This is a genomic window from Companilactobacillus zhongbaensis (genome assembly GCF_003946515.1).
In the GTDB taxonomy this organism is placed as follows: Bacteria; Bacillota; Bacilli; order Lactobacillales; family Lactobacillaceae; genus Companilactobacillus; species Companilactobacillus zhongbaensis.
The window spans coordinates 1-24845 of the sequence record NZ_RHOM01000024.1 but is presented as its reverse complement, the minus strand read 5'-3'; the positions used below and the strand labels follow the sequence as shown (position 1 = coordinate 24845).

General features: G+C 39.9%; 16 protein-coding genes, 3 tRNA genes and 1 riboswitch. Of the genes, 17 read left to right on the top strand and 2 right to left on the bottom strand.

Annotated features, from left to right (window positions below):
• Positions 1 to 100 precede the first annotated feature (100 nt).
• The 3 genes from EKM69_RS09305 to EKM69_RS09295 are packed head-to-tail and all read left to right on the top strand — an operon-like array spanning position 101 to position 3186.
• Positions 101 to 1195, top strand: coding sequence for a DUF3324 domain-containing protein (locus EKM69_RS09305; protein WP_125710448.1), 1095 nt, complete (start codon positions 101 to 103; stop codon positions 1193 to 1195).
• Positions 1196 to 2182 carry a WxL protein peptidoglycan domain-containing protein gene (locus EKM69_RS09300; protein WP_125710446.1) on the top strand — a complete coding sequence of 329 codons (987 nt, stop codon included), beginning with the start codon at positions 1196 to 1198 and terminating at the stop codon, positions 2180 to 2182. It begins immediately after the preceding gene.
• The gene (locus EKM69_RS09295; protein WP_164505915.1) at positions 2179 to 3186 is read left to right on the top strand and encodes a DUF916 domain-containing protein; all 1008 of its coding nucleotides are present in this window, start codon (positions 2179 to 2181) and stop codon (positions 3184 to 3186) included. The genes EKM69_RS09300 and EKM69_RS09295 overlap by 4 nt, the downstream gene beginning before the upstream one ends.
• Positions 3187 to 3551: 365 nt before the next feature.
• On the opposite strand, the gene EKM69_RS09290 is transcribed toward EKM69_RS09295, so the two are convergent.
• On the bottom strand, positions 3552 to 5069 hold the full coding sequence (locus tag EKM69_RS09290; RefSeq protein ID WP_125710442.1) for a helix-turn-helix domain-containing protein: 1518 nt from the start codon (positions 5067 to 5069) through the stop codon (positions 3552 to 3554).
• Between the two features lie 101 nt (positions 5070 to 5170).
• Positions 5171 to 5344, top strand: a riboswitch (Lysine riboswitch).
• An 87-nt stretch (positions 5345 to 5431) separates the two neighbouring features.
• Between EKM69_RS09290 and EKM69_RS09285 the strand changes: the two genes are divergently transcribed.
• The 4 genes from EKM69_RS09285 (at position 5432) to EKM69_RS09270 (ending at position 10829) form a co-directional block, all read left to right on the top strand.
• Entirely contained in the window at positions 5432 to 6877 is a 1446-nt protein-coding gene (locus EKM69_RS09285) for an amino acid permease (protein WP_125710439.1), read from the top strand.
• A gap of 277 nt (positions 6878 to 7154) precedes the next feature.
• Positions 7155 to 8444, top strand: a complete 1290-nt coding sequence (gene serS, locus EKM69_RS09280; protein ID WP_125710437.1) for a serine--tRNA ligase — start codon at positions 7155 to 7157, stop codon at positions 8442 to 8444.
• A gap of 60 nt (positions 8445 to 8504) precedes the next feature.
• Positions 8505 to 8577 (top strand) — tRNA-Thr (locus tag EKM69_RS09275).
• 893 nt (positions 8578 to 9470) lie between these two features.
• Complete coding sequence (locus EKM69_RS09270) at positions 9471 to 10829, top strand: FAD-dependent oxidoreductase (RefSeq protein ID WP_125710435.1); 1359 nt, start codon at positions 9471 to 9473, stop codon at positions 10827 to 10829.
• 331 nt (positions 10830 to 11160) lie between these two features.
• On the opposite strand, the gene EKM69_RS12365 is transcribed toward EKM69_RS09270, so the two are convergent.
• Positions 11161 to 11514 carry a hypothetical protein gene (locus tag EKM69_RS12365; protein ID WP_164505914.1) on the bottom strand — a complete coding sequence of 118 codons (354 nt, stop codon included), beginning with the start codon at positions 11512 to 11514 and terminating at the stop codon, positions 11161 to 11163.
• Positions 11515 to 11770: 256 nt separating this feature from the next.
• Between EKM69_RS12365 and EKM69_RS09265 the strand changes: the two genes are divergently transcribed.
• The 10 genes from EKM69_RS09265 to EKM69_RS09220 all read left to right on the top strand — a co-directional run bounded on the left by EKM69_RS09265 (position 11771) and on the right by EKM69_RS09220 (position 24410).
• Positions 11771 to 14308 (top strand): YfhO family protein, encoded by a 2538-nt coding sequence (locus EKM69_RS09265; protein WP_125710433.1) that lies wholly within the window; start codon positions 11771 to 11773, stop codon positions 14306 to 14308.
• A 201-nt stretch (positions 14309 to 14509) separates the two neighbouring features.
• Positions 14510 to 16018 carry a glycerol kinase GlpK gene (gene glpK / locus EKM69_RS09260; RefSeq protein WP_125710431.1) on the top strand — a complete coding sequence of 503 codons (1509 nt, stop codon included), beginning with the start codon at positions 14510 to 14512 and terminating at the stop codon, positions 16016 to 16018.
• A 16-nt stretch (positions 16019 to 16034) separates the two neighbouring features.
• The gene (locus EKM69_RS09255) at positions 16035 to 16757 is read left to right on the top strand and encodes an MIP/aquaporin family protein (RefSeq protein ID WP_125710429.1); all 723 of its coding nucleotides are present in this window, start codon (positions 16035 to 16037) and stop codon (positions 16755 to 16757) included.
• A gap of 67 nt (positions 16758 to 16824) precedes the next feature.
• Positions 16825 to 18327 carry a glycerol kinase GlpK gene (glpK, locus tag EKM69_RS09250; RefSeq protein WP_125710427.1) on the top strand — a complete coding sequence of 501 codons (1503 nt, stop codon included), beginning with the start codon at positions 16825 to 16827 and terminating at the stop codon, positions 18325 to 18327.
• A 149-nt stretch (positions 18328 to 18476) separates the two neighbouring features.
• On the top strand, positions 18477 to 19949 hold the full coding sequence (locus EKM69_RS09245) for a peptide MFS transporter (RefSeq protein WP_125710425.1): 1473 nt from the start codon (positions 18477 to 18479) through the stop codon (positions 19947 to 19949).
• A 649-nt stretch (positions 19950 to 20598) separates the two neighbouring features.
• Positions 20599 to 21813, top strand: a complete 1215-nt coding sequence (locus EKM69_RS09240; RefSeq protein WP_125710423.1) for an ArgE/DapE family deacylase — start codon at positions 20599 to 20601, stop codon at positions 21811 to 21813.
• A gap of 155 nt (positions 21814 to 21968) precedes the next feature.
• A tRNA-Tyr gene (locus EKM69_RS09235) sits at positions 21969 to 22051 on the top strand.
• Positions 22052 to 22056: 5 nt separating this feature from the next.
• Positions 22057 to 22128: transfer RNA gene (locus EKM69_RS09230), tRNA-Gln, on the top strand.
• A 108-nt stretch (positions 22129 to 22236) separates the two neighbouring features.
• Positions 22237 to 22938 carry a GntR family transcriptional regulator gene (locus EKM69_RS09225; RefSeq protein WP_125710421.1) on the top strand — a complete coding sequence of 234 codons (702 nt, stop codon included), beginning with the start codon at positions 22237 to 22239 and terminating at the stop codon, positions 22936 to 22938.
• 77 nt (positions 22939 to 23015) lie between these two features.
• The gene (locus EKM69_RS09220) at positions 23016 to 24410 is read left to right on the top strand and encodes an O-antigen ligase family protein (RefSeq protein WP_125710419.1); all 1395 of its coding nucleotides are present in this window, start codon (positions 23016 to 23018) and stop codon (positions 24408 to 24410) included.
• Positions 24411 to 24845 lie beyond the last annotated feature (435 nt).

The window sequence follows — 24845 nt, the reverse complement described above, 5'->3', positions numbered from 1 at the left end:
AAAGAATTATCAAAGAAATACTGATTAAAAGCCACTACTATTTTGTAGTGGCTTTTAATCGCGCAATAGTCGAAATAATTAAATTAATGGAGAAGATTACATGAGGAAAGTTATATTAAAATGTACGATTGTATTTGCATTTATTATGGGACTTTTTAGTTTCTTTAATGCAAATACTTCTTTTGCTGCATCTGCGGGTGATTTCGTAATAAAGCCTGTAGCAGGGGATGGCACGAAGGTTAATACCGATGGGGGATTTTATTTAGTTAATGCCAATCCAGGAGAGAACGTACAAATAAAGGTGGGGATTTTTAATACAGATAAAAATGAAAGACAGTTCATGGTTTCCGCAAACACTGCATATACGGATGCATCAGGAAATCCAGCTTACAATTCATCAAAAGTAAAGGATCCAAATTTAAAAGTTCAATTACGAGATACTATTCAAAACAATGATCAAATAATTACCGTTGGTGGGAATAGCGATGCTAATGCTACTTTAAACGTGACAATTCCAAATCAAAAGTATATTGGATATATTATGGGAGGAATTAATGTTACTCCATATAAAGAGGCAGCAAAAGGAACCGTTACGGAAAATGGAACCTTAATTAAAAATAAGTTCAGCTATTCGATTCCTATCCAGATGACTCAAACAGGTTCTGCAACAACTGATGCTAATTACAAGATTTCAAAAGTATTCCCAACAATCGTGCCATCACCAGCTGAAAAAGAAATTGGTGTTTCGGCCGTTGTGATGAATACTAAAAATGCTTTTATGCCAAACTTAAAATCAAAAGCTGTAATCACTAAATATGGCAATAGCAAATTTAAGAAGACTGTAACGCAAGATAATCAATCAGTTGCACCAACTTCACACTACAACTACTCAGTTGGTTGGGGTAAAGACCGTCTGCAATCAGGTAAATATCATATTAAACTGACATATTCTGGTAACGGCATTAAGAGTTGGGTCATCGACAAAGATTTCACCATCACAAACGCCCAAGCTGACAAGTTTAACAACCTAGCAGGCTTCAAGCCAAACTACATGTGGCTTTGGATCATTCTAGCAATTCTACTATTACTTCTAATTCTCGGCTTAGGTCTTTACTTAGGTAAGAGAAATAACAACAATAATTCCAATAACAATAATCGCCTTAACTCTAAATCAAGAAGAAGACGTCGCAGATAAATGATTAATAAAAAACTGATTTTATTTTTCGGATTATTAGCAATGGCTTTTAGCTGGTTTATTTTGTCACCCGATAATGCTTCTGCTGATATTCGCAGCGTTTCGGTGACACCTCTAGTTTCTGATACGGAAGATCCTAGCTTTTTTCGGATCTCTGGTGAGCCTAATTCAGTTAAGGAATTGAAACTTTCGGTGACTAATTTTGGTGATATGCCGATTGAACTTCGGGTTCAACCGACTAACGCCACGACTTCAACGACCGGCCAATTAAGCTTTGATGAGAAAGTCGTCGCAGGAGATTACGGTTTACGTCACGCTTTTTCAGATATGACGAGTCCAAAGACTGTGATGCTGAAAAGTGACCAAACTAAAGATCTGACTTTTAATGTCAAACTGCCGGCACAATCGCTTGATGGAACGGTCATCGGGGGCTTTGATGTATACGATGTTAAGCATCCAAATGATGGGCATACAGGAGTTGGCGTGTATTTTGATTCGACACCAGCTACGAAAAATCACTTAATTAAATTTGATGGAGTAACTCCAAAAGTTCAAAATAAACAACCTTTTTTAATGGTCAACTTGGCGAACTTTTCACCGGAAACTATCAAGGATACGGTGGTCCAAGTTAAAGTTAGGAAAAATAACTGGTATAACAAATTAGGTTTCGACAGTCGCGTTAGTGTCCAAGATATTAAATTTGGACAGATCGCACCTAATTCCAAAATACCGATTGAATTCAATCAAAAGCAGACGCCGATCCAACCGGGGAATTATTTGGTGGAAGGTATCGCTAAAAATGGTAGAGATTCTTGGCGTTTCAAGCAAAATGTCAAAATCGATCCAGTTGCAGCGGACATGGTAAATCAACGAGCGAAAAATTTGATTTACGATAAAACTGGACTCTACCTAACAATCATTGGGATTTTGACCGCTGTTATTGTGTTAATTTTTTGGGGCATTTCATATCAAAGGAGATACAGTTGAAAAAGTTAGCCGTAATTTTATCATTAGTTTTTGGCTTGTCCACGGTATTGATATTTGGTCGAACCGCACAAGCTGATGGAGATGAACCTAAAAAATCTTATTCCGTTCAGGCAATTTTGCCGGATAATCAGTTGAATAAAGATGTTTCTTATTATGATTTAAAAGTAGAACCTAACCAAAAAACGACTCTGAATTTGTTAGTTTCTAATACTGGCCAACAGTCGATCAACGTTGACGTGGAGCTGAACAATGCTTACACGACTAACAGTGCCACGATTGGCTACGACAAGTATTCAGCAACGACTTATAAGAGTGAAAAACCGCAATTGTCATCATTAGTCGAAGGCAAGCGGAAGCAAAAAGTTAAGCTCAAAGCTGGCGAAACTAAGCAAGTCAGCTTCAAAATCAAAGCACCAGAAAAAGAATTCAAAGGTATCATCCTCGGTGGATTAACAACAACGGCCGGAGTCTCTTCAAACGAGAAGAGCAAGGTCAACGTTGCCAACCAGATTCGCTACGTTAAAGGGGTAGTCCTTCATTCAAAAGAAGATGAAGTAAAGCCAAACCTAAATCTAAAAAGCGCTGCTCCCAACGCCTTTGATGATTCAGTCGGCATCGCCTACAACTTAACGAACGAAGCACCGATCAACATCAACGATTTAAAAGTAAAAGCAAAAATCAGCCACAAAGGTCTCAAAGACACCAACTATAAAGCTGAAAACCTACAAATAGCACCAGATTCCAATTTCCAATACTACATACCAATCAAGCATTTAAAACCAGGAATCTACACAACAGAGCTAACCTTCTACAACGAAACAGGCTTCAGCAAAACCATGATCAACAAACTAAAAGTAACTCAAGGAAAAATCCAAGCACTAGACGAATCAACACAAGAAACAACATCAAACAAAACATTGATCTTCGTCATCCTTGGATTAATTGGGATATTATTCATTGGACTTTGGGTGTTCTTCTATGTAAGTGGGAAACGACTAAAATAGAGCGCGGAGGGAGATGGTCAGCTGCTGAGGATTAACGCGGGTGGTCGCACAAGGTGCGGCAAAGCCGTGCCGCGACCACCTGTGTTAACCGGAGGCCGCTATCTCCCGGAGCGTGTTTCCGCTATAAAACGGGCAACGTTTGGTAACAATCAAAGCGAGTTTTGGTATAAAACAACAGCAGTTTGGCGTTCCCAGAATTGAAGTTTGGTTTAAATCATGCAAAGTTTGGTAGCAATCAAAACAAGACCTGATTTAAGACACAAACCGTAACACCACCAAATCGAGAGTTGGTAAAAAAAGCTGAACTTTCTAAAACATTCCAAACCCAAACACCAAAAATAAACCAAAAAAAAAACAGCCCTGCATTAAATATGCAAGTGACTGTTATTTTTTTCTACATTGTTTTGTAACTTCTGCGTATAAAGCTGATACAACCGGACTAACAAGTAAATGTAATCAGTCCGCACGGCGGTTGAGTTCCAAGGTATTACGATTAAATCATCAGGATATTTGTCCCGTCCTTCAAAATCAGGGAAGACGTCCAGAGTTGTGATCAAAATATCCACATCATCATATTCGTTAGTAGGAACTAACTGCAAGAACTCCATGGTCGATAAGTTGTGGTAGATCAAACCTTCGACTGGGTTTCCGGCATCAACGATGACTTTGACGTGAAGCATGTCTTCTTCACTGACGGCCATGATGTGATTGATCAAGACTTTGTATAAGTCGTGAGCAATACTTTCGGCTGATCCTTGGATCGGCTTGAGGTCTTCGTCATCGAGATGGTCGAAGTAGTCGTAGATGTTCGTGTAGATCGAAGTTAAGGTCTTGAAGTCTGCAGGGCTTCTAGTATAAGAACCTAACTTGATTGGTGCTTCGTGGCCAACGATGTAATAAAAACCGATATCACGCATGATGTCGTCAGCTAACATGTTGACTGATTCGTCTGATTCTTTGATCCGGAAGTTTGAGCCATAAACTTTTTTCAGATGTTCAATGAACTTAAAGGCAATGTCACTGAAACGAGGATCGATTTCCGTTAAGACGGATTTACGATCAGGGTAGATGAAGCGTGATGGGATGAAAGCAAAGTCTTTAAATAAGTTTAAAAACTTGTTTTCGTTGTCTAGTTTGTCCATTGGGATAATCGAATAATCTTCACGGGTGATCAAGTCTTTACCAATAGACTTGCCATCGAATAGTTCTTGGTAGCCGTCCATCGTGTCAAGATAACGGTGCTTGATCAAGCGGATCCTGGAGATGGCGACGATTATTTGTAATTGAAGATTGGTGACGGGGTTAAAAGTTGGAGTTTCGTCACGGTCGACGATCTCTTTGACAACGTCTTGTTGGATCAGCTTAAAAGGCCAAGCTAAACCATGGTAGGTGTACCAGTATACGAAGTACGCCAACCAACGAATGTTTTTTTCGTCACCTTTTAATTCTAAAGTGGTATTAGAAACCTTTAGTCCAAAGTTTTTCAGTAGTTTTCGGAAGTTTGACATACGGCGGTTCAAAGTCGATTTACTAGTAAAATGAGAATTACTGAAATTTTCGAAAGTTGGATTCGAGTTAGTAAAGCCGTAGTCGAACGCCTGAAAAACGATCGAATTTTGGAATAAGAATAGCCTATATTGGTCGATCGAGATTTTGTCGAACTCGACCGATTCGATTTTGGCAGATTTTTTTTGCATGTCTGGATTGAAATCGAAAATATCGTCCAATAATGCTTGGAAGATATTGTATGTTTTTTGGTAGGTGAAGTGGAGTCTATTGCCAATCGTGCTAAGGTTCAGTTGTACTTTTGGCAATGACTTGATCACCGTCAACATCTGATACTTCTCAACATCCTGTTTGCCTAAAAAAACTGTTTCGAGCATAAACAATCACCCCCGGATGCGTTTTGCTTATAAAAATTATTGTAACATTTTATTTGCGACAGTACTTGCGGTAAAGAGATCTTTTCTTTATAATGTCTTTACATGCAGATAGAGGCGCGTTAATCAATAGTAATGATTTTGAACAAGTAGGATTGTTTAGATAAGTCACGAAAGGGATTAATGCCGAAATTGTTTTATCCCTACAATAAAACAATTGGGTCGTTACTCAATAAGTAACGGACTGTCGCACTTAAGTGCGTTGAGCTATTGATCATTTGGATAACAATTACATCCTTATTATCAGTGGTATTTCTGATAATAAGGTTTTTTTGTGTATTCAAACAAAGAATAGGGGAAAGAAAATGGAAAATACAGATGTAAATCGGTCGTTGAAGACTCGCCATTTGTCCATGATCGCGCTTGGTGGCTCGATTGGTACCGGACTTTTTGTTGCTAGTGGTTCGTCAATTTCAACTGCCGGACCTGGTGGTGCTTTAATTGCCTATGTTGCAATTGGTATCATGGTGTACTTTTTAATGACTAGTTTAGGTGAAATGGCTACTTACATGCCAGTAACTGGCTCATTTGCTACATACGCAACAAAATTCATTGATCCAGCCTTAGGTTTTGCTTTGGGTTGGAACTATTGGTTCAACTGGGCAATTACTTTGGCGGTTGACTTATCTACGATCTCGATCGTTATCAAGTATTGGTTCCCGACCTGGGATTCGTGGAAGATCAGTCTGACCTTTTTAGTAGTATTGTTCATTATCAATATTGTCTCCGTTGGTTCGTTTGGTGAGACTGAATACTGGCTGGCTTCGATCAAAGTCACGGCAGTTATTGTTTTCTTGATCGTTGGTGTCTTGAGTATTCTCGGAGTTTTAGGCAATCAACATTTCGTTGGTTTGACTAATTTCACCGTTGGTAAAGCACCATTTGTTGGCGGGATACCGGCAATCATGAGTGTGTTCGTTGTTGCAGGGTTCTCCTTCCAGGGTACCGAATTGATCGGTATTACGGCTGGAGAATCTGCTACACCGGAAAAAAGTATTCCTAAGGCTATCAAACAAGTCTTCTGGAGAATTCTTTTGTTCTATATTTTATCAATTGCAGTCATCGGGGCATTGATCCCTTATACAAGTCCTAACTTGTTAGGTTCAGGTGCAACCGACATAGCTATCAGTCCTTTCACTATCGTATTTAATAAAGTAGGAATTCCTTTAGCTGCAGGTATTATGAATGCGGTCATCTTGACTTCAGTAGTATCTGCTGCTAACTCTGGTCTTTATGCAGCTAGTAGAATGCTTTGGTCAATGAGTAAGCAAAATATGGCTCCAAAGGCTTTCCAAAGAACTAACAACCATGGTGTACCTTTGTTCTCATTGATCTTGACAGCCGTTATTGGTGCAATTGCTCTCTTTACTAGTTTGTACGGAAATCAATTTTACCAACTATTAGTTGCTACCAGTGGTCTGACCGGATTTATCGCCTGGTTGGGTATCGCCTTTTCACATTATCGCTTTAGAAAAGCATATAACTTCCATGGCTACAGGCTCGACGATTTGAAATACAAAGCTAAATGGTTCCCACTTGGTCCGATCCTAGCTATCGTTTTGGGTATTATCATCATCATTGGACAAGATATTCGTTCATTGGTTGACTTTAATGTCACAAAACTTCTAGTTAGTTACTCAGGATTGATCTTGCTATTCCTGTGCTGGATCTATTATAAGGTCAGACATAAAACTAAGTTCTTAAAACTTGAAGACATCGATTTGGATGCCGCTAAGAATCACAAATACTAAATCTTGAAAAAGCTTTTAAATTAACTTACTATATAGTTAAATACAAAAAGCTGATAAGGTACCTATTATTGAACTTTTCAGAGAAACGATGGTTGGTGCGAATCGTTGAAGTTCTTATTCCAGTATCTTGGCTAACGGGCAATGCCGTTCGGTTGGATTCGATAAAATCCCTCAAGAGCAGTGTATTAGTATACGCTGAAACTGGGTGGTACCGCGAATGACCGATTCGTCCCTTTTTAGGACGATTCGGTCTTTTTTTGTACAAGGAGGAAAAAACATGTTAGATATCAAACTTATCAGAAGCAAGCCAGACTGGGCTAAAGAAAAGCTCGCAGCTCGTTCAGTCAAGCCTGAAGAGATCGACGAATTGTTGGAATACGACAAACAACGTCGTGAATTTTTAGTTAAAACAGAAACTCTTAAGGAAAAACGTAATAAGGTTTCTCAAGAGATCTCAACTAAGAAACGTAACAAAGAAAACGCCGATCAAGAAATCGCTGATATGAAACAAGTTGGTGCCGATATCAAAGATCTCGATGCTAAACTTGAAGAAATCGAAGGCAAGATGAACTATATCTTAGTTCGTTTACCTAACTGGCCAGATGACTCAGTTCCTGTTGGCCCAGATGAAAGCTACAACGTCGAAGACCGCAAATGGGGCACGATCCCTACAGAAGGCTTCAAGCCAAAACATCACTGGGATATCGGTGAAGAGTTAGGTATTTTAGATTTCGAACAAGCTGGTAAAGTTTCTGGTAGTCGTTTCGTTTATTATTTAGGAATGGGTGCTCGTCTCGAACGTGCCGTTTATAACTTCATGCTCGATGAACATCAAAAGGACGGATATACAGAAGTTATTCCTCCATACTTAGTAAACAACGAAGCTATGTTTGGAACTAGCCAATTTCCTAAGTTTACGGAAGATGTCTACACAGTTTTAGTTGATGAAAACCCATTGACATTGATCCCAACAGCCGAAGTTCCATTAACGAACTACTTTGCTGGTAAGATCTTAAACGAAGAAGACTTACCTAAGTATGTGACAGCATTGACTCCTTGTTTCCGTTCAGAAGCAGGTAGTGCTGGTCGTGATACTCGTGGATTGATCAGAATGCACCAATTCAACAAGGTTGAAATGGTCAAAGTATGTAAGCCAGAAAACTCATTCGACGAACTTGAGAAACTAACTAAGAACGCCGAAAACATTCTTCAAAAACTTAACTTGGCTTATCACGTAATCACACTTGCAAGTGGAGATGCCAGTTTCAGTTCAACTAAGACGTACGATCTTGAAGTTTGGCTTCCAGCTCAAGAGAAATATCGTGAAGTTTCAAGTTGTTCTAACTGCCTAGATTTCCAAGCACGCCGTGCCCAAATCAGATACCGTGATGAAAATGGTAAGACACAATTTGCCCACACATTGAACGGTTCAGGTTTAGCTGTTGGTCGTGTCGTTGCCGCTATCTTGGAAAACTACCAAAATGAAGATGGCTCAGTTGATATCCCAGAAGTACTAGTACCATACATGGGTGGAGTCACAAAGATCACAAAAGATAACGCAATCTAACTTGAATTAATCACTTTAGATTGATAAAATTTAATAGTTCCGTTTTGGAACTATTAACATGCCAGTTTAGCTCAGTTGGTAGAGCATCGGTATCGTAAACCGGCGGTCACAGGTTCGAATCCTGCAACTGGCAGAACAGAAGTCACCTTCGGGTGGCTTTTTTTATTGGATCGATCAAAACAAAAGTATTCGCTTTCAGCAAATGAATCAAAAAATGAGTTCACAGCAATTTTTGCGGAACTCATTTTTTGTATTCTTATTCAATTGATTTTAATCATCAAGTACGTTGATGAAAGTGTCCTTAACGAGTAAACGCAATGTTATAGCTCAGAATACTTAAAAGTTAGTAATTCCACAATTCTTCGGATTTAAACAAAACTTTTGGAGATCCTAGATGTAACAATGGTACTCGCCCCTTTCATTGATCGTCTCTATAGTAATCTATTTTTTAATAAAAAACCATCATATTTGACGTGTTTTTGAAAAAATAATTTATCGAGCGCTAAATCAAAAAGAAGCAAAAAAAATAAGCTTGCCCGAGGAAAGCAAACTCATTTCATTTGGATAATGTCGTACAGAGATCATACTCAGTGGTGATAAAGATAATCGGACTTTTGAAGAGCCATAGCTTGTCAAAAAGAGGGATTTTATTATTATGTTCGATTGTTTGAGTAAGCCTAAAGTTACCAAACAATACGTTAAGTTTTTTAGTTAGAAATTATTAGGAATGAAACTGAGACATGACCAACGTTTGAGGGGGGGACGTTATCCAATAAGTGGTAAAGAGGATGGATACCACATTTTAGGTTAAATAATGGGGGGAGTCTTCAAATTCATGCCGGTTATCTTTATCACAAACATAGTATATGACCTATTTATGCATTTTTTTGTTCAATTTAGATAAGAATTTTTATATACATATTATATATGAATGAATATTCCAAAAATGTATTGTAAAACGTTTACAGATGTTATATTATGGCATATATAATAATTAAATTATTCACAAAGATTGGAAGGTTTACTATGAAAGTAAGTATTATCGGTTGTACACACGCAGGAACATTTACTGCAATGAATATCTTGAAGGAACACCCTGATTGGGAAGTTGACGTTTTTGAAAGAAATGATAACTTATCCTTCCTATCATGTGGAATCGCACTCTGGGTAAGTGATAGAGTGTCTGATCCTAACAAAATGTTTTACGCAACTCCAGATGATTTAGCCAAATCAGGGGCTACTATGTATATGAAACACGATGTGACAAACATCGATTTTGACAACAAGCAAGTTACGGCTAAAAATCTCAAAACAGGTGAAAGTTTTTCACAAAGTTACGACAAATTGGTCTTAACAACTGGCTCAGCTCCTATTATTCCTAACATCCCAGGTATCCATTCTGACCGCGTTCACTTGTGCAAAAACTGGACTAACGCTAAGGAACTAAGTCAAAACGCTGGTGACATCAAGAGCGCCATCGTTATTGGTGCAGGATACATTGGTGCTGAATTGGCTGAAGGGTATGCACATCTAGGCAAGGAAACTACTTTGATCGATGCATTGCCTGATGTTTTATCAAAGAACCTAGACGTTAATATGTCTAAGGTTGCTGAAAAAGATTATCTTGATAACGGTGTTACTTTAGGACTCAACGAAAAAGTTGTTTCGTTTGAAGATAACGCCGATGGAACTGTGACAGTTAAGACAGATAAGAACTCATACACTGCAGATATCGCTGTTGCATGTATCGGATTCCGTCCTAATACCGATCTTTACAAAGATAAGTTCGAAACTTTACCAAATGGTGCTTTAATCGTAGACGAATATATGCACACTAGTATGCCTGACGTATTTTCAGCTGGGGATGCTGCTTCAGTTCACTACAACCCAACTGGTGATAATCAATACATTCCTTTGGCTACAAATGCTGTTCGTCAAGGAATCTTAGTTGCTAAAAACATTGAAAAAGATATAATGAAGTATATGGGAACACAATCTAGTTCCGCGGTTGAATTGTTTGGCAGATCTTATGCTGCTAGTGGTTTGACTGTTGGACATGCTAAAGTTTTAGGCAAGAAAGTTGAGTCTGTTTCGCTTGAGGACAACTATCGTCCTGAGTTTATGTTGAGTACAACTCCTGTTTTGATGAATTTGGTTTGGGATCCTGAGACTCGTGTTGTTTTGGGCGGGGCTTTTACTAGTATGTATGATATTGCTCAATCGGCTAATTTGATTTCGGTGGCTATTCAGAAGAAGATGACTATTGATGAATTGGCTATGGTTGATTTCTTGTTCCAACCTAATTTTGATAAGCCTGTTAATTATGTTAGCGCCTTGGCAGGGGCAGCCGTTGAGAAGGCTGATGCTAAATTGGCTGATGCTTAGATTTTCGCCAACCACCAAGAGTAGTTCTCGACGGTGCTTTGTCGGTATTCGATCGTTTTGATCGGGTGCCGGCTTTTTTTGTTGCCTTGAGGTTGCCTTGAGGTGAGAGAGTTTTTGGCGGACGAGTAGCGTTTTGCTTGGGTGGAGGTTGGTGATTTTTGGTGGTTGGGGTTGGTGGTAGTAGTTTGGTTGTACGTTCAATGCCGACTCCGGGGCCCGGGATACACACACTGGAACGTAGGGGACACGATTTTGAGCTATCCGAGAAGACCACTCGGACATCTCAAAACTCGGTCTTTCACTAGGCAATGAATTGCCAAGTGAAATTTCCCTACTGAGGTGTGTATCCCGGGCCCCTCCGTCTAGATAGGGCAATCCCCCCTGTTTTTGAGTTGGGGAATAGGTGCTTCCTATTTTTTTGTGCAAGATTTGTTTTGTTTGATTTCCGTGCTGCTTCTCGGTTCGCGGGACTAAAGCTCCGCTTATTTTGTTTCCTGACGTACAGTGCTGTTGCAATCTTTTCTTTGTTTTCTTGTTGGAAAAGTGGATGATTCATTTTTGATCTCTTGCTTTTGCTTTTTGCTCGCTTGCTCGATTCTCTCGCACTCTCGCCTTTTTGTTGTGGGGTAGTGTTTTTCTTGTGTTCTGTTTTTTGTTTTCCAAGCGTTTTGATCTTTGTTGCCAAATGTTGCCCGTTTTATAGTGGAAACGAGTTCCGAGACGCAGCGGCCTCCGGTTAACACAGGTGGTTGAGGCACGGCTTTGCCGCACCTTGTTCGACCGCCCGCGTTAATTCTCAGCAGCTACCCGCGTCTCTCCACTCTCTTGTTTTGGGTAGGCTTTCTATTCCTTTTGTTTTACAATAATGTTACAAATAATTATTTTTCTTTTTATTTATGGTTTTGATTTTGATTTTTTTGCATGAATCGGAGGTATTTCCAATGCGTAAACATCGGAGCCTTTATTATTTAGGGGCATTTGTTATTAATCTTGTTATTATTTCGATTATTTTTGCTAGTGCGGGGTTGGTTCCGTTTGGTGATAATAATTTTTTGAGTTCTGATTTGGGGACTCAGTATCTTGATTTTTTGACTGAGCTTCGGCGTCAGTTGGTTAATGGTAATTTGCATTTGTATTTGTTTAGTCAGTCTTTGGGTGACAATTTCTTTCCTATAATTAGTTATTATTTGTTGTCGCCTTTTAATTTGTTGCTGGTTTTGTTTAAGTCTAATCAAGTTCCGGTGGCGGCTGATGTTTTGATTATGCTGAAGATTTCGGCTATGGGTGTTTCTATGGCGCTGTTTCTCAGTAAGTATTTTAAAAAAGTTGAATTGATGAATTATGTTTTTACTATTGCTTATAGTTTTTGTGGTTTCGTGGCTTCTTATTTTTATGACTTGATGTGGTTGGATGCTTTGGTTATGTTGCCGCTGGTTGCTATCGGGATCATTAAGCTGATCGAGGAGAATAAGGTTTGGCCTTATTTTGTTTCGCTTCTTTTGGCGATTATTTTTAACTATTATTTAGGCTACATGCTTTGCTTTTTCTCTTTGGCTTTCTTTATTTATTTGTTCATGGATCGGCGTTTGCAAGAGGATCCGCATCGTAATCGGATTTTGATCAATTACTCGATTTCTTCGGTGTTGGCTGGTTTGAGTTCGGCGGTGGTTTTGTTGCCTACTTTTGCCGGTATGCTGAATACGGGGAAGAGTTCGTTTGATCTGATTAATTATTTGCCATCGTTTCGATTTGGTTTTGAGGCCTTTACGCAGTTAGGTGTCGGTGGAAATACTTTTGTACAGCGTTTGCATCATGGGCCTTCGGTTTTCATGACTTCGACTGTTTTGATTTTGTTGCTTAGCTACTTTTTCAGTTCCAAGATCAAGCAAAAAGATAAGAACAATTCTGCTATTTTGATTGGTATTTTGCTGGTTAGTATGCTGGTCACTACTTTCAATACGATTTGGCATATGTTCCAAAATCCGGCTGGTTTTCCGTTTAGAAATAGCTTTATTTTTACTTTTATTTGTATTTTTATTGCTTATAAAGCTTATGACCAAGGAGTTTTCCGAGAAAAAGCTGCTTTGGTCCGCTCAGTTTCGACTGCCGGTATTTTGATCAGTATTGGTTATTTGACTCTGTGGTTGATCCCTAAGTTGATCGAGAAGATGAACTTTGAGACTCCCGATAATTCCGTAAATGGCTATTACTTCTGGATCTCGATTGTTTCGATCATGCTCTCGGGGCTATTGATCTACTTGTTTGGTCACAGCCACAAGTATCAATACTTGTTGTTGCTAGTCGTAGCTTTTGAAGTGATTGCCAACTTTAACTCGGTCATGTCGACGGCCTATTTTGGTAGCCAGCAAGTTTACGCTAAGCAGTACAATCTCGAATCCCAAGCTTTGAAGAAAGCTAAAAAAGAAGGTGGCCCCGGTCATCGGATCATTGTTTCCAAATCCGGTATCAATAAAGCCTTTCCTGAGCAATACAATAACTACAATGATCCAATGTTGTTCGATATCAATGGTTTGAGTTTGTACAGTTCGACTTTAAACCAGGAAACTTTAAAGACTTTGAACGACTTAGGATACTTCAGCAAAAATATTCGACGGATCAGTAGTTTTGGTGGGACCGATTTGACGAATGCCTTATTCGGGGTTCATTACAATATTCGCCAGGAAGATAAGAAGTATCAAATTCTTGATGACTATGATGCTCCATCGATGGCCTTTTTAGTCAGTCCCGATGTTTATGATTTCCAAATGGAACCATTGCGGGCCTTGGATAACCAAAACCGACTTTGGCAATCGCTGACGGGTAGTAATACCGAATTTTTGAAAAATGCCCAGATCGATAAGATGAACAAGACTCGTCACAATCGGAAGAAGACTTTCCGTTATCAGCTGACGACGACGGCAGCAGGTATGCTTTACTTCTATTATTCACCGATCAATTATAATCAGACCAAGATTTCTGTAAATGGTAAAAATGTTTCTAACTCGCAAATTGCCGTTCAAAGTCAAGCGGTAATGGAATTGGGTAATTTTGCTGAAGGTGAAAAGGTTAACGTGAAGATCACGACTAAGGCGCCATTAGGCATGAATCCTAGTTACTTCAAGACGTTGGATCAAAAACCATTCTTGCAGACGAAACAAGCCTTTCAACAAAATTCTCTGAAAATCACTTCTGATTTGAAACACGATACGATCAAGGGAACGGTTGATGCTCCCAGCAAGCAAGCTTTGTTTATCAGTGTGCCTTACGACAAAGGCTGGCAAGCTTTTGACAACGGAAAAGCCGTGAAGATCAAGAAGGTCGTTGGTAATTTGATGGCGATCGATTTGAAAGCCGGTCACCATAAAGTGGAGCTCAATTATGTCGTACCAGGCTTGAAACTTGGTTGGATCGTTTCATGTATCTCACTCATGTTGTTTATTATTTTTCAAATTTATGTAAAGTTTTTTGAAAAAAGTTAATTTTTGTTAACGTTATCAGTTTCACAAGCCAACAAATTATCATAGCGTATATGTTGAAATCCCCGTGATTGCGCCACTTTTTTTGAATGTTAATGAAAAACATTTTGTGAAAATGATTAAATTTGTATTTACAAAATTAGTTACTTGCTGTAATCTTATATTTGGAAAAGCGCTTACATTAAATGGATTGAGGTGTACGTAATGACAGAAAAGTATATTATGTCGATTGATGAGGGGACTACTAGTACTCGTGCAATCATTTTTGACAAGAAAGGACATAAAATTGCTGATGCTCAACGTGAATTCACACAACATTTCCCTGAGCCAGGCTGGGTAGAACACGACGCCAACGAAATTTGGAACGCTGTTCAATCCACAATTGCTAATGTCTTCATTGAATCAGGTATCAAACCTGATCAAATTTCAGGTATCGGTATTACTAACCAACGTGAAACTACTGTTGTTTGGGACAAAGTTACTGGATTACCTATTTATAACGCCATTGTTTGGCAATCACGTCAAACTAGCGACATTGCCAACAAACTTAAAGAAGAAGGATACGAAGATACGATCCACGAAAAGACTGGTCTTTTGATCGACCCTTACTTCTCAGCTACTAAGATCCGCTGGATCCTAGACCACGTTGATGGTGCTCAAGAACGTGCTGAAAAGGGCGAATTGCTCTTTGGTACGATCGATACTTGGCTACTTTGGAAACTCACTGGTGGGGCAGCTCACGTAACTGACTACTCAAACGCCAGTCGTACGATGTTATTCAACATTCACAACTTAGAGTGGGATGATGACATCCTTAAGATCTTGAACATTCCTAAGGAAATGCTTCCTGAAGCACGTCCAAACTCAGAAGTTTATGGAAAGACTAAGGATTACCACTTCTATGGTTCAGAAGTTCCCGTTTCAGGTATGGTCGGTGACCAACAAGCTGCCTTATTTGGACAAATGGCCTTTGAACCAGGTATGGTCAAGAATACTTATGGTACTGGTGCCTTCATCGTGATGAACACTGGTGAAAAACCACAATTATCAGAAAATAACTTGTTAACTACTATTGGATACGGGATCAATGGCAAGGTTCACTATGCCCTTGAAGGTTCAATTTTCGTTGCCGGATCAGCTATCCAATGGCTACGTGATGCTATGAAATTAGTTGACTCAGCTCCTGACTCAGAAGCTGCAGCTTTAGCATCGAAAAATGATGATGAAGTTTACGTTGTGCCTGCCTTTACAGGACTAGGTGCACCTTACTGGGATTCAGATGCCCGTGGTGCTGTCTTTGGCCTAACACGTGGTACAACTCGTGAAGACTTCATTAAGGCAACTTTACAATCACTTGCCTATCAATCTCGTGACGTTATCGACACGATGCAAAAAGATACTGGTATCGAGATCCCTACATTGAAGGTCGACGGTGGTGCAGCTAAGAATAAATTCTTGCTCCAATTCCAAGCTGACATTTTGAACACACCAGTTCAACCTGCTAAAGACCTTGAAACTACTGCCTTAGGTGCAGCCTTCTTAGCTGGACTTGCAGTTGGTTACTGGAAGGATATTGATGAGATCAAGAAAGATTACACCGAAGGTGAGATCATCAAACCTAAGATGGATCAAAAACGTGCTGACTACCTTTACGAAGGTTGGACTGAAGCCGTTGATGCTACAAGAAAATTTAAGCATAAGGCAGTTAAATAATTTGGGGGTATAAACTATGCACGATAGTTTAATGTTACAACTCGTTGGGGAGTTTATTGGTACTTGTGTATTGATCATTCTTGGTGACGGAGTCGTTGCCGCAGTTAATTTGAAAAAGTCTAAAGCTTATGGCGCCGGCTGGGTAGCAATTGCCCTTGGCTGGGGTCTTGCAATTACGATTGCTGTATACTGTGCAGCTTTCTTAAGTCCAGCACACTTAAATCCAGCCGTTTCATTAGGTATGGCGGTTGCCGGAGTATTCCCATGGGGCTACGTAATTCCTTATAGTATTGCGCAGATCCTAGGTGGTGTGCTCGGTGGTATTATCGTTTGGGCTTTCTACTACGATCACTTCAAAGCTACACCAGATGACGAAGATGCTGTTCTTTCAGTTTTTGCAACAATGCCAGCCATTCGTAACTACTGGTTGAACTGCTTATCAGAGTTCATTGGTACAGCTGTTTTAATGTTCGCTTTATTAGCATTCACACGTGGTGACTTTACAGACGGACTCAATCCTATTGCCGTTGGTATTTTGATCACTGCTATCGGTTTCTCACTTGGTGGGACAACAGGATACGCTATCAACCCTGCCAGAGATTTGGGACCAAGAATTGCGCACCAAGTTATGCCTGTTCCTAACAAAGGAACTTCAGACTGGGCCTACAGTTGGGTTCCTATCGTTGGACCAATGCTAGGTGGTGCCGTAGGTGCATTGCTTTACACATTGATTCCTTAAGCCTAAGTATTAAAAAACTAGAAAGGGTGGCGACACCTTTTCTTTTTATTTTCAGGAGTGTTAAATAATGGAGAAGAAATACATTTTAGCCATTGATGAGGGTACTACTACAGCTAGAGCAATCATTTTTGACCATAAGGGTAAAAAAATCGTAACTGCTCGTCATCATATTCGTCAAATTTATCCTAATCCAGGTTGGGTCGAACATGATGCTAACGAAATTTGGAACGCCGTTCAATCTTCGATTGCGACAGCTTTTATCGAATCAGGTGTTAAACCAGACGAGATCCGTGCTATCGGTATCGCCAACCAGCGTGAAACAACCGTTGTTTGGGATAAAAATACCGGTTTGCCAATTTACAATGCGGTCGTTTGGCAATCACGTCAAACTGCTGATTTAGCTAATGATTTGATTGAAAAAGGCTACAAAGATGAGATCCACAAGAAGACTGGTTTGATCATCAGTCCTTACTTCTCAGCTACTAAAGTTCGTTGGATCCTTGATCACGTTGAGGGTGCTCAAGAACGTGCTGAAAATGGTGACTTATTATTCGGTACGATCAACACTTGGTTGCTTTGGAAATTAACTGGTGGTGAAAGTTTCTTGACTGACTATGCTAATGCTAGTCGTACGATGCTTTTCAACATCAATACTTTGGATTGGGATGACGATCTACTTAAATTGTTGAATATCCCAAGAAAGATGTTGCCAGAAGTTCGTTCAAACGCTGAAGACTTCGGTACTACTAAGAATTATCACTTCTACGGTTCAAAAGTTCAGATCACTGGTATGACTGGTTCACAACAAGCTTCCTTGTTCGGTCAAATGGCCTTTGATAAAGGAAATGTTAAGAATACTTATGGTACTGGTGCCTTCGCGGTTATGAATACTGGTGAAAAACCTGCCTTATCAGATAACAATTTGTTGACGACAATTGCTTACGGTGTCAACGGTAAAGTTAATTACGCCCTTGAAGGTTCTATTTTCGTTGCCGGTGCTGCTTTGCAATGGTTGCGTGACGGTTTACGAATGATCAAAGAAACTCCTGATTCAGAAGTAGCTGCAGAACGTTCAACCGACTTAGACGAAGTTTACGTTGTTCCGGCTTTTTCCGGATTAGGTGCTCCTTATTGGGATGACGAAGCTCGTGGTACTGTCTTTGGACTCACACGTGGTTCAAACCAGGACGATTTCGTTAAGGCTACTTTACAATCGATCGCATACCAAACTAAAGATGTTATCGATACGATGAGTTCAGATTCTGATATTCCAATTGATGTATTGAAAGTCGATGGTGGTGCTTCTGCCAACGATTATTTGATGCAGTTCCAATCAGATATTTTGAACATTCCACTAGAACGTTCATCAGAACTTGAAACTACTTCACTCGGTGTTGCATTCTTGGCCGGTATCGGTGCTGGTTTCTGGAAAGATATCAATCAAATCAAAGAAAATTATCAAGCAGGACATGAGTTTGAACCTAAAATGTCAGACGAGATCCGTGACAACTTGTATTCAGGTTGGAAGGACGCTGTGGCAGCAACTATGGCGTTCAAGCATACAAAATAATTTATTTTTAAGAGTCCTTATTAAAGGATTCTTATTTTTTTTTGTTGGTATAACTGGATTCTCAAGGGTATAATTAAAATTGCTTTGACAATCTAATTACAACAGTTTAATATTTATTTATCGTTGTGATAAGTGAGGAGAATTTATAAATGGATGCGAAAAAAGACCGCGGTTTCTTAGGGCAACCGTTAGGTTTAAGAACATTATTCTTAACTGAATTTTGGGAAAGATTTAGTTACTATGGTATGCGTGCCATCTTACTTTTCTATATGTATTATTCAATAGAAAAGGGTGGTTTAGGCATTAACCAAACTACCGCCGCTTCGATCATGTCAATTTACGGTGCTTTAGTTTATATGACAGGTGTTATCGGTGGATACGTCAGTGATAGACTCCTAGGACCTAGAAGAACTGTTTTCTGGGGTGGTGTCTTGATCATGTTCGGACACATTGTCCTATCATTACCAATTGGCAAGGGTGGACTATTTGGTTCGATCGTCTTGATCACTATCGGTACTGGTCTCTTGAAACCAAACGTTTCAGACATGGTCGGTACACTTTATACTGAAGACGATCCAAGACGTGATTCCGGATTTAGTATTTACTACATGGGTATTAACTTAGGCTCGTTGATTGCGCCACTATTGGTCAACTGGGCTTCAGGAGAATGGAACTTCCACGTGGGATTCTCATTCGCCGCTATCGGTATGTTTATTGGATTGATCGTTTACTGGTACGATGGTAAGAAATACTTACCAGAGTCTGGTTTGAAAGCTCCAGATCCAATTTCTGATAAAGAACGTTCAAAAGTTGTTTCACGTTTAGTTTATGCATTGATTGCGATTGCAATTATTATCGTTATCATGTTCTTTACAAAGACTTTGACGGTTGATAATGTCATCAACGTCATTAGTGCATTAGGTATCTTGATACCAATTGCTTACTTTGTGGCTATGTTACGTAGTAAAAAGGTTTCTAAGATTGAAAGATCTAGAGTTTGGGCTTATATCCCATTGTTCATTGCCGCAGTTGTTTTCTGGGCAATAACAGAGCAAGGTTCAGTTGTTATGGCGCTATTAGTTGCTGAACAAACACAATTGAATTTCGGTGGCTGGGTGTTGCAACCTGGTTGGTTCCAATCTCTTAACCCACTATTTATTATTATTTACACACCTATCTTTGCCTGGATGTGGATCAAGCTTGGCAAGAGACAACCATCGTCTCCTACTAAGTTCTTCCTTGGTTTACTATTTACGGCAGCTTCATACTTCTTGTTGATCATTCCACTTGCTTCTGTTGGTGATGGTTTGATCAGTCCATTGTGGCTTGTTGGACAATGGGGATTGATCGAAATTGGTGAGATGTTGATTTCGCCTGTTGGTCTTTCTGCTACTACTAAGCTTGCTCCTAAGGCTTTCTCATCACAGATGATGAGTATGTGGTTCTTGTCTAATTCTGCTGGACAGTCTATTAATGCTCAGGTTGTTAAGCTGTTTGATGCTGGTAATCCTGCTAATGAGATGATGTTCTTTGGGGTTACGGCAGCGGTTGTTATTGTTGCTGCTGTGTTGCTGGCATTTATGGTTCCTAAGATTAAGGTTATGATGAAGGGTGTTAATTAGATTTTTTATTTGTCTCGATCGAGCTGATGCTTGGTCGGGGCTTTTTTCTTGAGGTGAGAGAGTTTTTGGCAGACGAGAAGCGTTTTGCCTGTGCTGGCGTTGGTGATTTTTGGTGGTTGGGTTGGATTGTTTGTTGGTGGGGGATAGAGGTGGTAGTTTGTTTTGGTGGTTCACTGCGGGCCCCTCCGCCTAGGTAGGGCAATCCCCCCCCTTTGTTTAGTGGGGAAATAGGTGCTTCCTATTTTTATGCGCAAGATTTTATTTGTTTGAGTTCCGTGCTGCTTCTCGGTTCGCGGGACTGAAGCTCCGCTCATTTTGTTTCCTGACTTACCTTTGGGGTGCAATCTTTTGTTTCTTTTCTTGTTGGATAAGTTGATGCTTCTTTTTTTGATCTCTTGCTTTCTCCTATTGCTCGAGTGCTGTTTCACCGCACTCTCGCCTTGCTCTGATATATCTTTTTTTTGCTTATGATTTTTTGTTTATTTTTTCTGTTTTTCTTGTTTTGTTTGAGGTTACTTTTTATTTTTATCTCTTGCCTTCGTTTTCTGGCTTGCTTATTTTGGTGTTCTCTTCTGATTTTGAGTTATTGGGTGCTTTTTTTAGGGTTATAATGTATTTGTGAAGTTCTTAACTTTAGGAGGCTTTTGTTATGGCTGTTTTTGATGATTCTATGAAGATGGATGTTTTGAAGGATTTGATTGCTTTTAAGACTGTTAATGGGCATGAGAAGGAGGCTGCTGATTATTTGGTGGACTTGCTTGGTCGTTATGGGATTTCTGCTCGGCTTTTGGATGTTCATGATGATCGTTGTAATTTGGTAGCTGAGATTGGGGAGGGTTCTCCGGTTCTTGGTTTTACTGGTCACTTGGATGTGGTTGATCCTGGGGATGTTTCTTTGTGGAAGTCGGATCCTTTTGCTTTGACTGAGTCTGATGGTGTTTTGTTTGGTCGTGGTGTTGCTGATATGAAAGCTGGTTTGGCGGCTTTTGTTATTGCTTTGATCGAGCTTAAGGCTGCTGGGCTTCCTAAGTTTGGTCGGATCCGCTTGCTGGTTACTTTCGGTGAGGAGATCGGTGAAGAAGGTTCTGAGTTGGTGGCTTCTTCCGGCTTGATGGATGATGTTGACGGCTTGGTCGTTGGTGAGCCTACTGGGTTTAATATTGCTTATTCTCAAAAGGGTTCGATGGATGTTAAGTTTTCTTCAGTAGGGAAGGCTGCTCATAGTTCTATGCCTCAGCTTGGTTTTAATGCTATCGATCCGTTGATGAACTTGTTGACGAAGGCTAACCGTAGTTTTCGTGACGATGGTGAAAAGATGGATTCAATGGGTCCTTTGATTTTTAATGTGACGACTATTAAGGGTGGTACCCAAGTTAATTCTTTGCCTGACTCTGCTGAAGCCGAAGCTAATATTCGGACTGTGCCTGAGTTTGATAATGCAAAGGTCCGAGAGACTTTGAAAAAATTAGTTGATCGATATAATGAGGAAGGTGCTCATCTTTCTTATGATATTTTCATGGATCAAGAGCCGGTGGCCTCGACGAAAGACAATCGCTTAGTTAAGATAGCTCAGGAGTTAATGAAGCCTTATGTTAAGGGCGAGACGCATTACTTGAATGATTTGTTCAAGGATATGCCAAAGACGCTCCAGATGGCTAAAAATGGCGATATGCTGATCGTGGTTAGTCCTGGTGTGACCGATGCTTCTAATTTGGTCAAAGACAAGCCTGCCGATTATCCGTTCATCGTTGCTGGACCTGGTAATTTGTCGCAACATGCTCCTAATGAATACTTGGATAAACAAATGTATTTTGATTTCATCGATATTTATCAAAAGATGGCCGTTAACTTCTTGCAAAAATAGAAGAAAAACTGCCTTTTTAAAAAATTGAAATGTTGGGAATCCCGCTTTGGTGGGATTTTTTGTTATCTGCATTAATTTTTAAATTTTTATATTTATACCACTTGAAATTTCTAAGAATCTTCGGTAATATATTTTAAGTCGAAAGATGAAATGTCGGAGGGGTAGCGAAGTCTGGCTAAACGCGGCGGACTGTAAATCCGCTCCTTCGGGTTCGGTGGTTCGAATCCACTCCCCTCCATTCATTGGGTTATAGCCAAGCGGTAAGGCAACAGGTTTTGATCCTGTCATGCGCTGGTTCGAATCCAGCTAACCCAATCACAAAAAAGGACCGATAATATCGGTCCTTTTTTTTCTAAATTTGTAAGTTATACTGTATAATTTAATTGCAGTTGTCTCTTGAAAGATTTGAAATGGAGGGCGAAAATGAAGGTTCCTGTTTATATTCAAATTCATAATCGTATCAAAAAAGAAATCGAAGAAGGTAAGTGGGCCGTTGGTGCACGAATTCCTTCTGAGAGAAAGCTAGCTGATGAATTTGACGTAAGTAGAATGACTCTTCGACAAGCCATCCAGACTCTTGTCGACGAGGGTATCTTACAACGGCAAGTTGGTTCCGGTACTTATGTCGCTAGCAGCAAAGTGCAAGAAAAGATGTCGGGAACGACCAGTTTTACTGAGATCACTGAGAGTCAGGGTAAGCATCCTTCAAGCAAGACTGTCTCTTACCACTTAGCCGATCCATCGTTGAGTGAAATGGAAAAACTGCAGCTTCATGACGGTGATGAAGTCTTGCGAATGGAGCGTATTAGATACGCTGATAATCAACCGATTTGTTTTGAAGTTGCAACGATCCCTAGTAGCATCGTTGCACATCTAGACAAATCAGATATTACTTCATCGCTTTACAAGGCACTTGAAGAAAAGGCTGGCCTCAAACTGGGGAAGGCTAGTCAGACTGTTTCCGCTATGTTAGCATCTGAACGGATCGCAACGTTGTTGAACGTTAAACGCGGTTCGGCTATTTTAAGATTGCGTCAAGTTACTACTTTGGATGATGGGTTGCCATTCGAGTATGTTCGTTCGCAATATGTCGGGGATAGATTTGAATTTTATCTCGAAAGATAATTATTTTTTTATTAATTGGTCAAATATGAGTTATTATTAATTTATCTAATTTTTAAATATTTTCTTGGGAGTATTTTATGCAAAGTTTTATTAGAAGGTATAGCATCTTTTTGATGCTTTATATCGTATTTCAACCGGTGCTCGATGCCATTACGGGTGTGATGGCAAAGGCACATATGGACGTTACCTTTGGCGTTTTGGTTAGAATGTTAGTAATGGCTGTTACGGTAGTCTTTTTACTGATGTACGTATTACTTAACCGCAACAATAAAAAGGGCTTCCTAGTTATCGGTTATTTTGTGTTATTAGGTTTGATGTCAGCAATAAGTTTGATCATCAACTACAAACAAAAGACATTGTTCGTTCCTAGTTTGGAATTAACAACTTTAGCTAAGAGTTTGTATTATCCGATCATGCTCTTTGGTTATTTCTACGCATTTGAAGAATTGCACCGGGATGGCATTCTAAATAAATACTTCCCTAAAGTTGTGTTTTATGCAGTTAATATCATTTCGCTAGTTATGATCATCGCGCACTTTACTAATACTGGTTTCAGTTCTTACTCATACTACAAGTTAGGTGAAAGTGGCTGGTTCTACGCTGCTAACGAGTTGAGTGCTATCGTTTCTATCTCGTTCCCGATCTTAGTTTGGTATGCGACTGATCGTCTTTCTAAAGCCAAGAGATGGTACTACTGGATCACCGTGATCATCGCTATTTATTCAGCATTGTTGATCGGTACTAAGGGTTCATTCATTGCTATCATCTTTGGTACTTTGATGGCTTTGATTGCCGCATTTGTTCAACGTATCCGTCATCAAGGAAACATCAAACATCTCAACGGGATGATCGTGTTATTGGTCGCTACGTTGGTTGGTATTGGTGTGGCTTATCCAATGATGGCTGTGGCTAAGACTTCGCAATTGCACGAAGAAATGATCCACTACAAGAAACAACGTGCTAAGACGAAGAAGGGCTTGAATAAGGACCAGAAGAAGTACGTTAAGACTAACAAGTATATTTCTTATATTTTCAGTGGTCGGACGATCTACTTCGAAAACGCTGCGGATAATTTCAGTAAGGCTACGCCTGCTCAGAAAACTTTCGGAATGGGTTATGCTACTGACTTTAAGAAGGTTAAAAAAGCTAAGTTAGTTGAGATGGATTACGTCGACATTGTCTTCCAGTTTGGTATTTTGGGATCGATCGTGTTTATGTTGCCATTGATTATTAGTTTTGTTTACTTGCTGGTATTGTTCTTTAGGCATTTTGGTTCAATGTGGTCGTTTAAGTGGGCTATGTTGGTTTCCAGTGTGCTTTTAGGATTCGGTATGGCATTGCTTACTGGGCATGTTATTGAGGCGCCTTCGGTTAGTATTTATTTTGTTACTTCTTTGGCGTTTGCTATGTATAATGCTCGGTTGTTTAACAAGAATAAGAAAGATCCAGTTGAGCTGGATGTAATTGAATAGTGTTTAAGTATAGCCGTTGTTCCGATTTTGGAGCAGCGGCTTTTTTACTTGAGGTGAGAGAGTTTTTGACAGAAGAGAAGCGTTTTGCTTGTGCTGGCGTTGGTGATTTTTGGTGGTTGTTGTTGTTGGGGATAGAGGTGGTAGTTTGTTTTGGTGGTTCACTGCCGGCTCCGGGGCCCGAGGATACAGCCACTGGAACGCTGCCGACGTCGATTGGAGCTATCCGAGAAGACCACTCGGACATCTCCAATACGAGTCTTGTTGTAAGCGATAAATCGCCAACAACAATTTGGGTGCGCTCGGCATGGGCGTTAACTAGGTGGTGAAAGTCCACTGTGAGCCGTAGTAGTCGGAATCACGAGCTGAGGACAAGGGTGTCCATCGCGAGGTGGAATCTGAAGGAAGTCTAAGGCAAAGTACTGAGCTGATGTACAA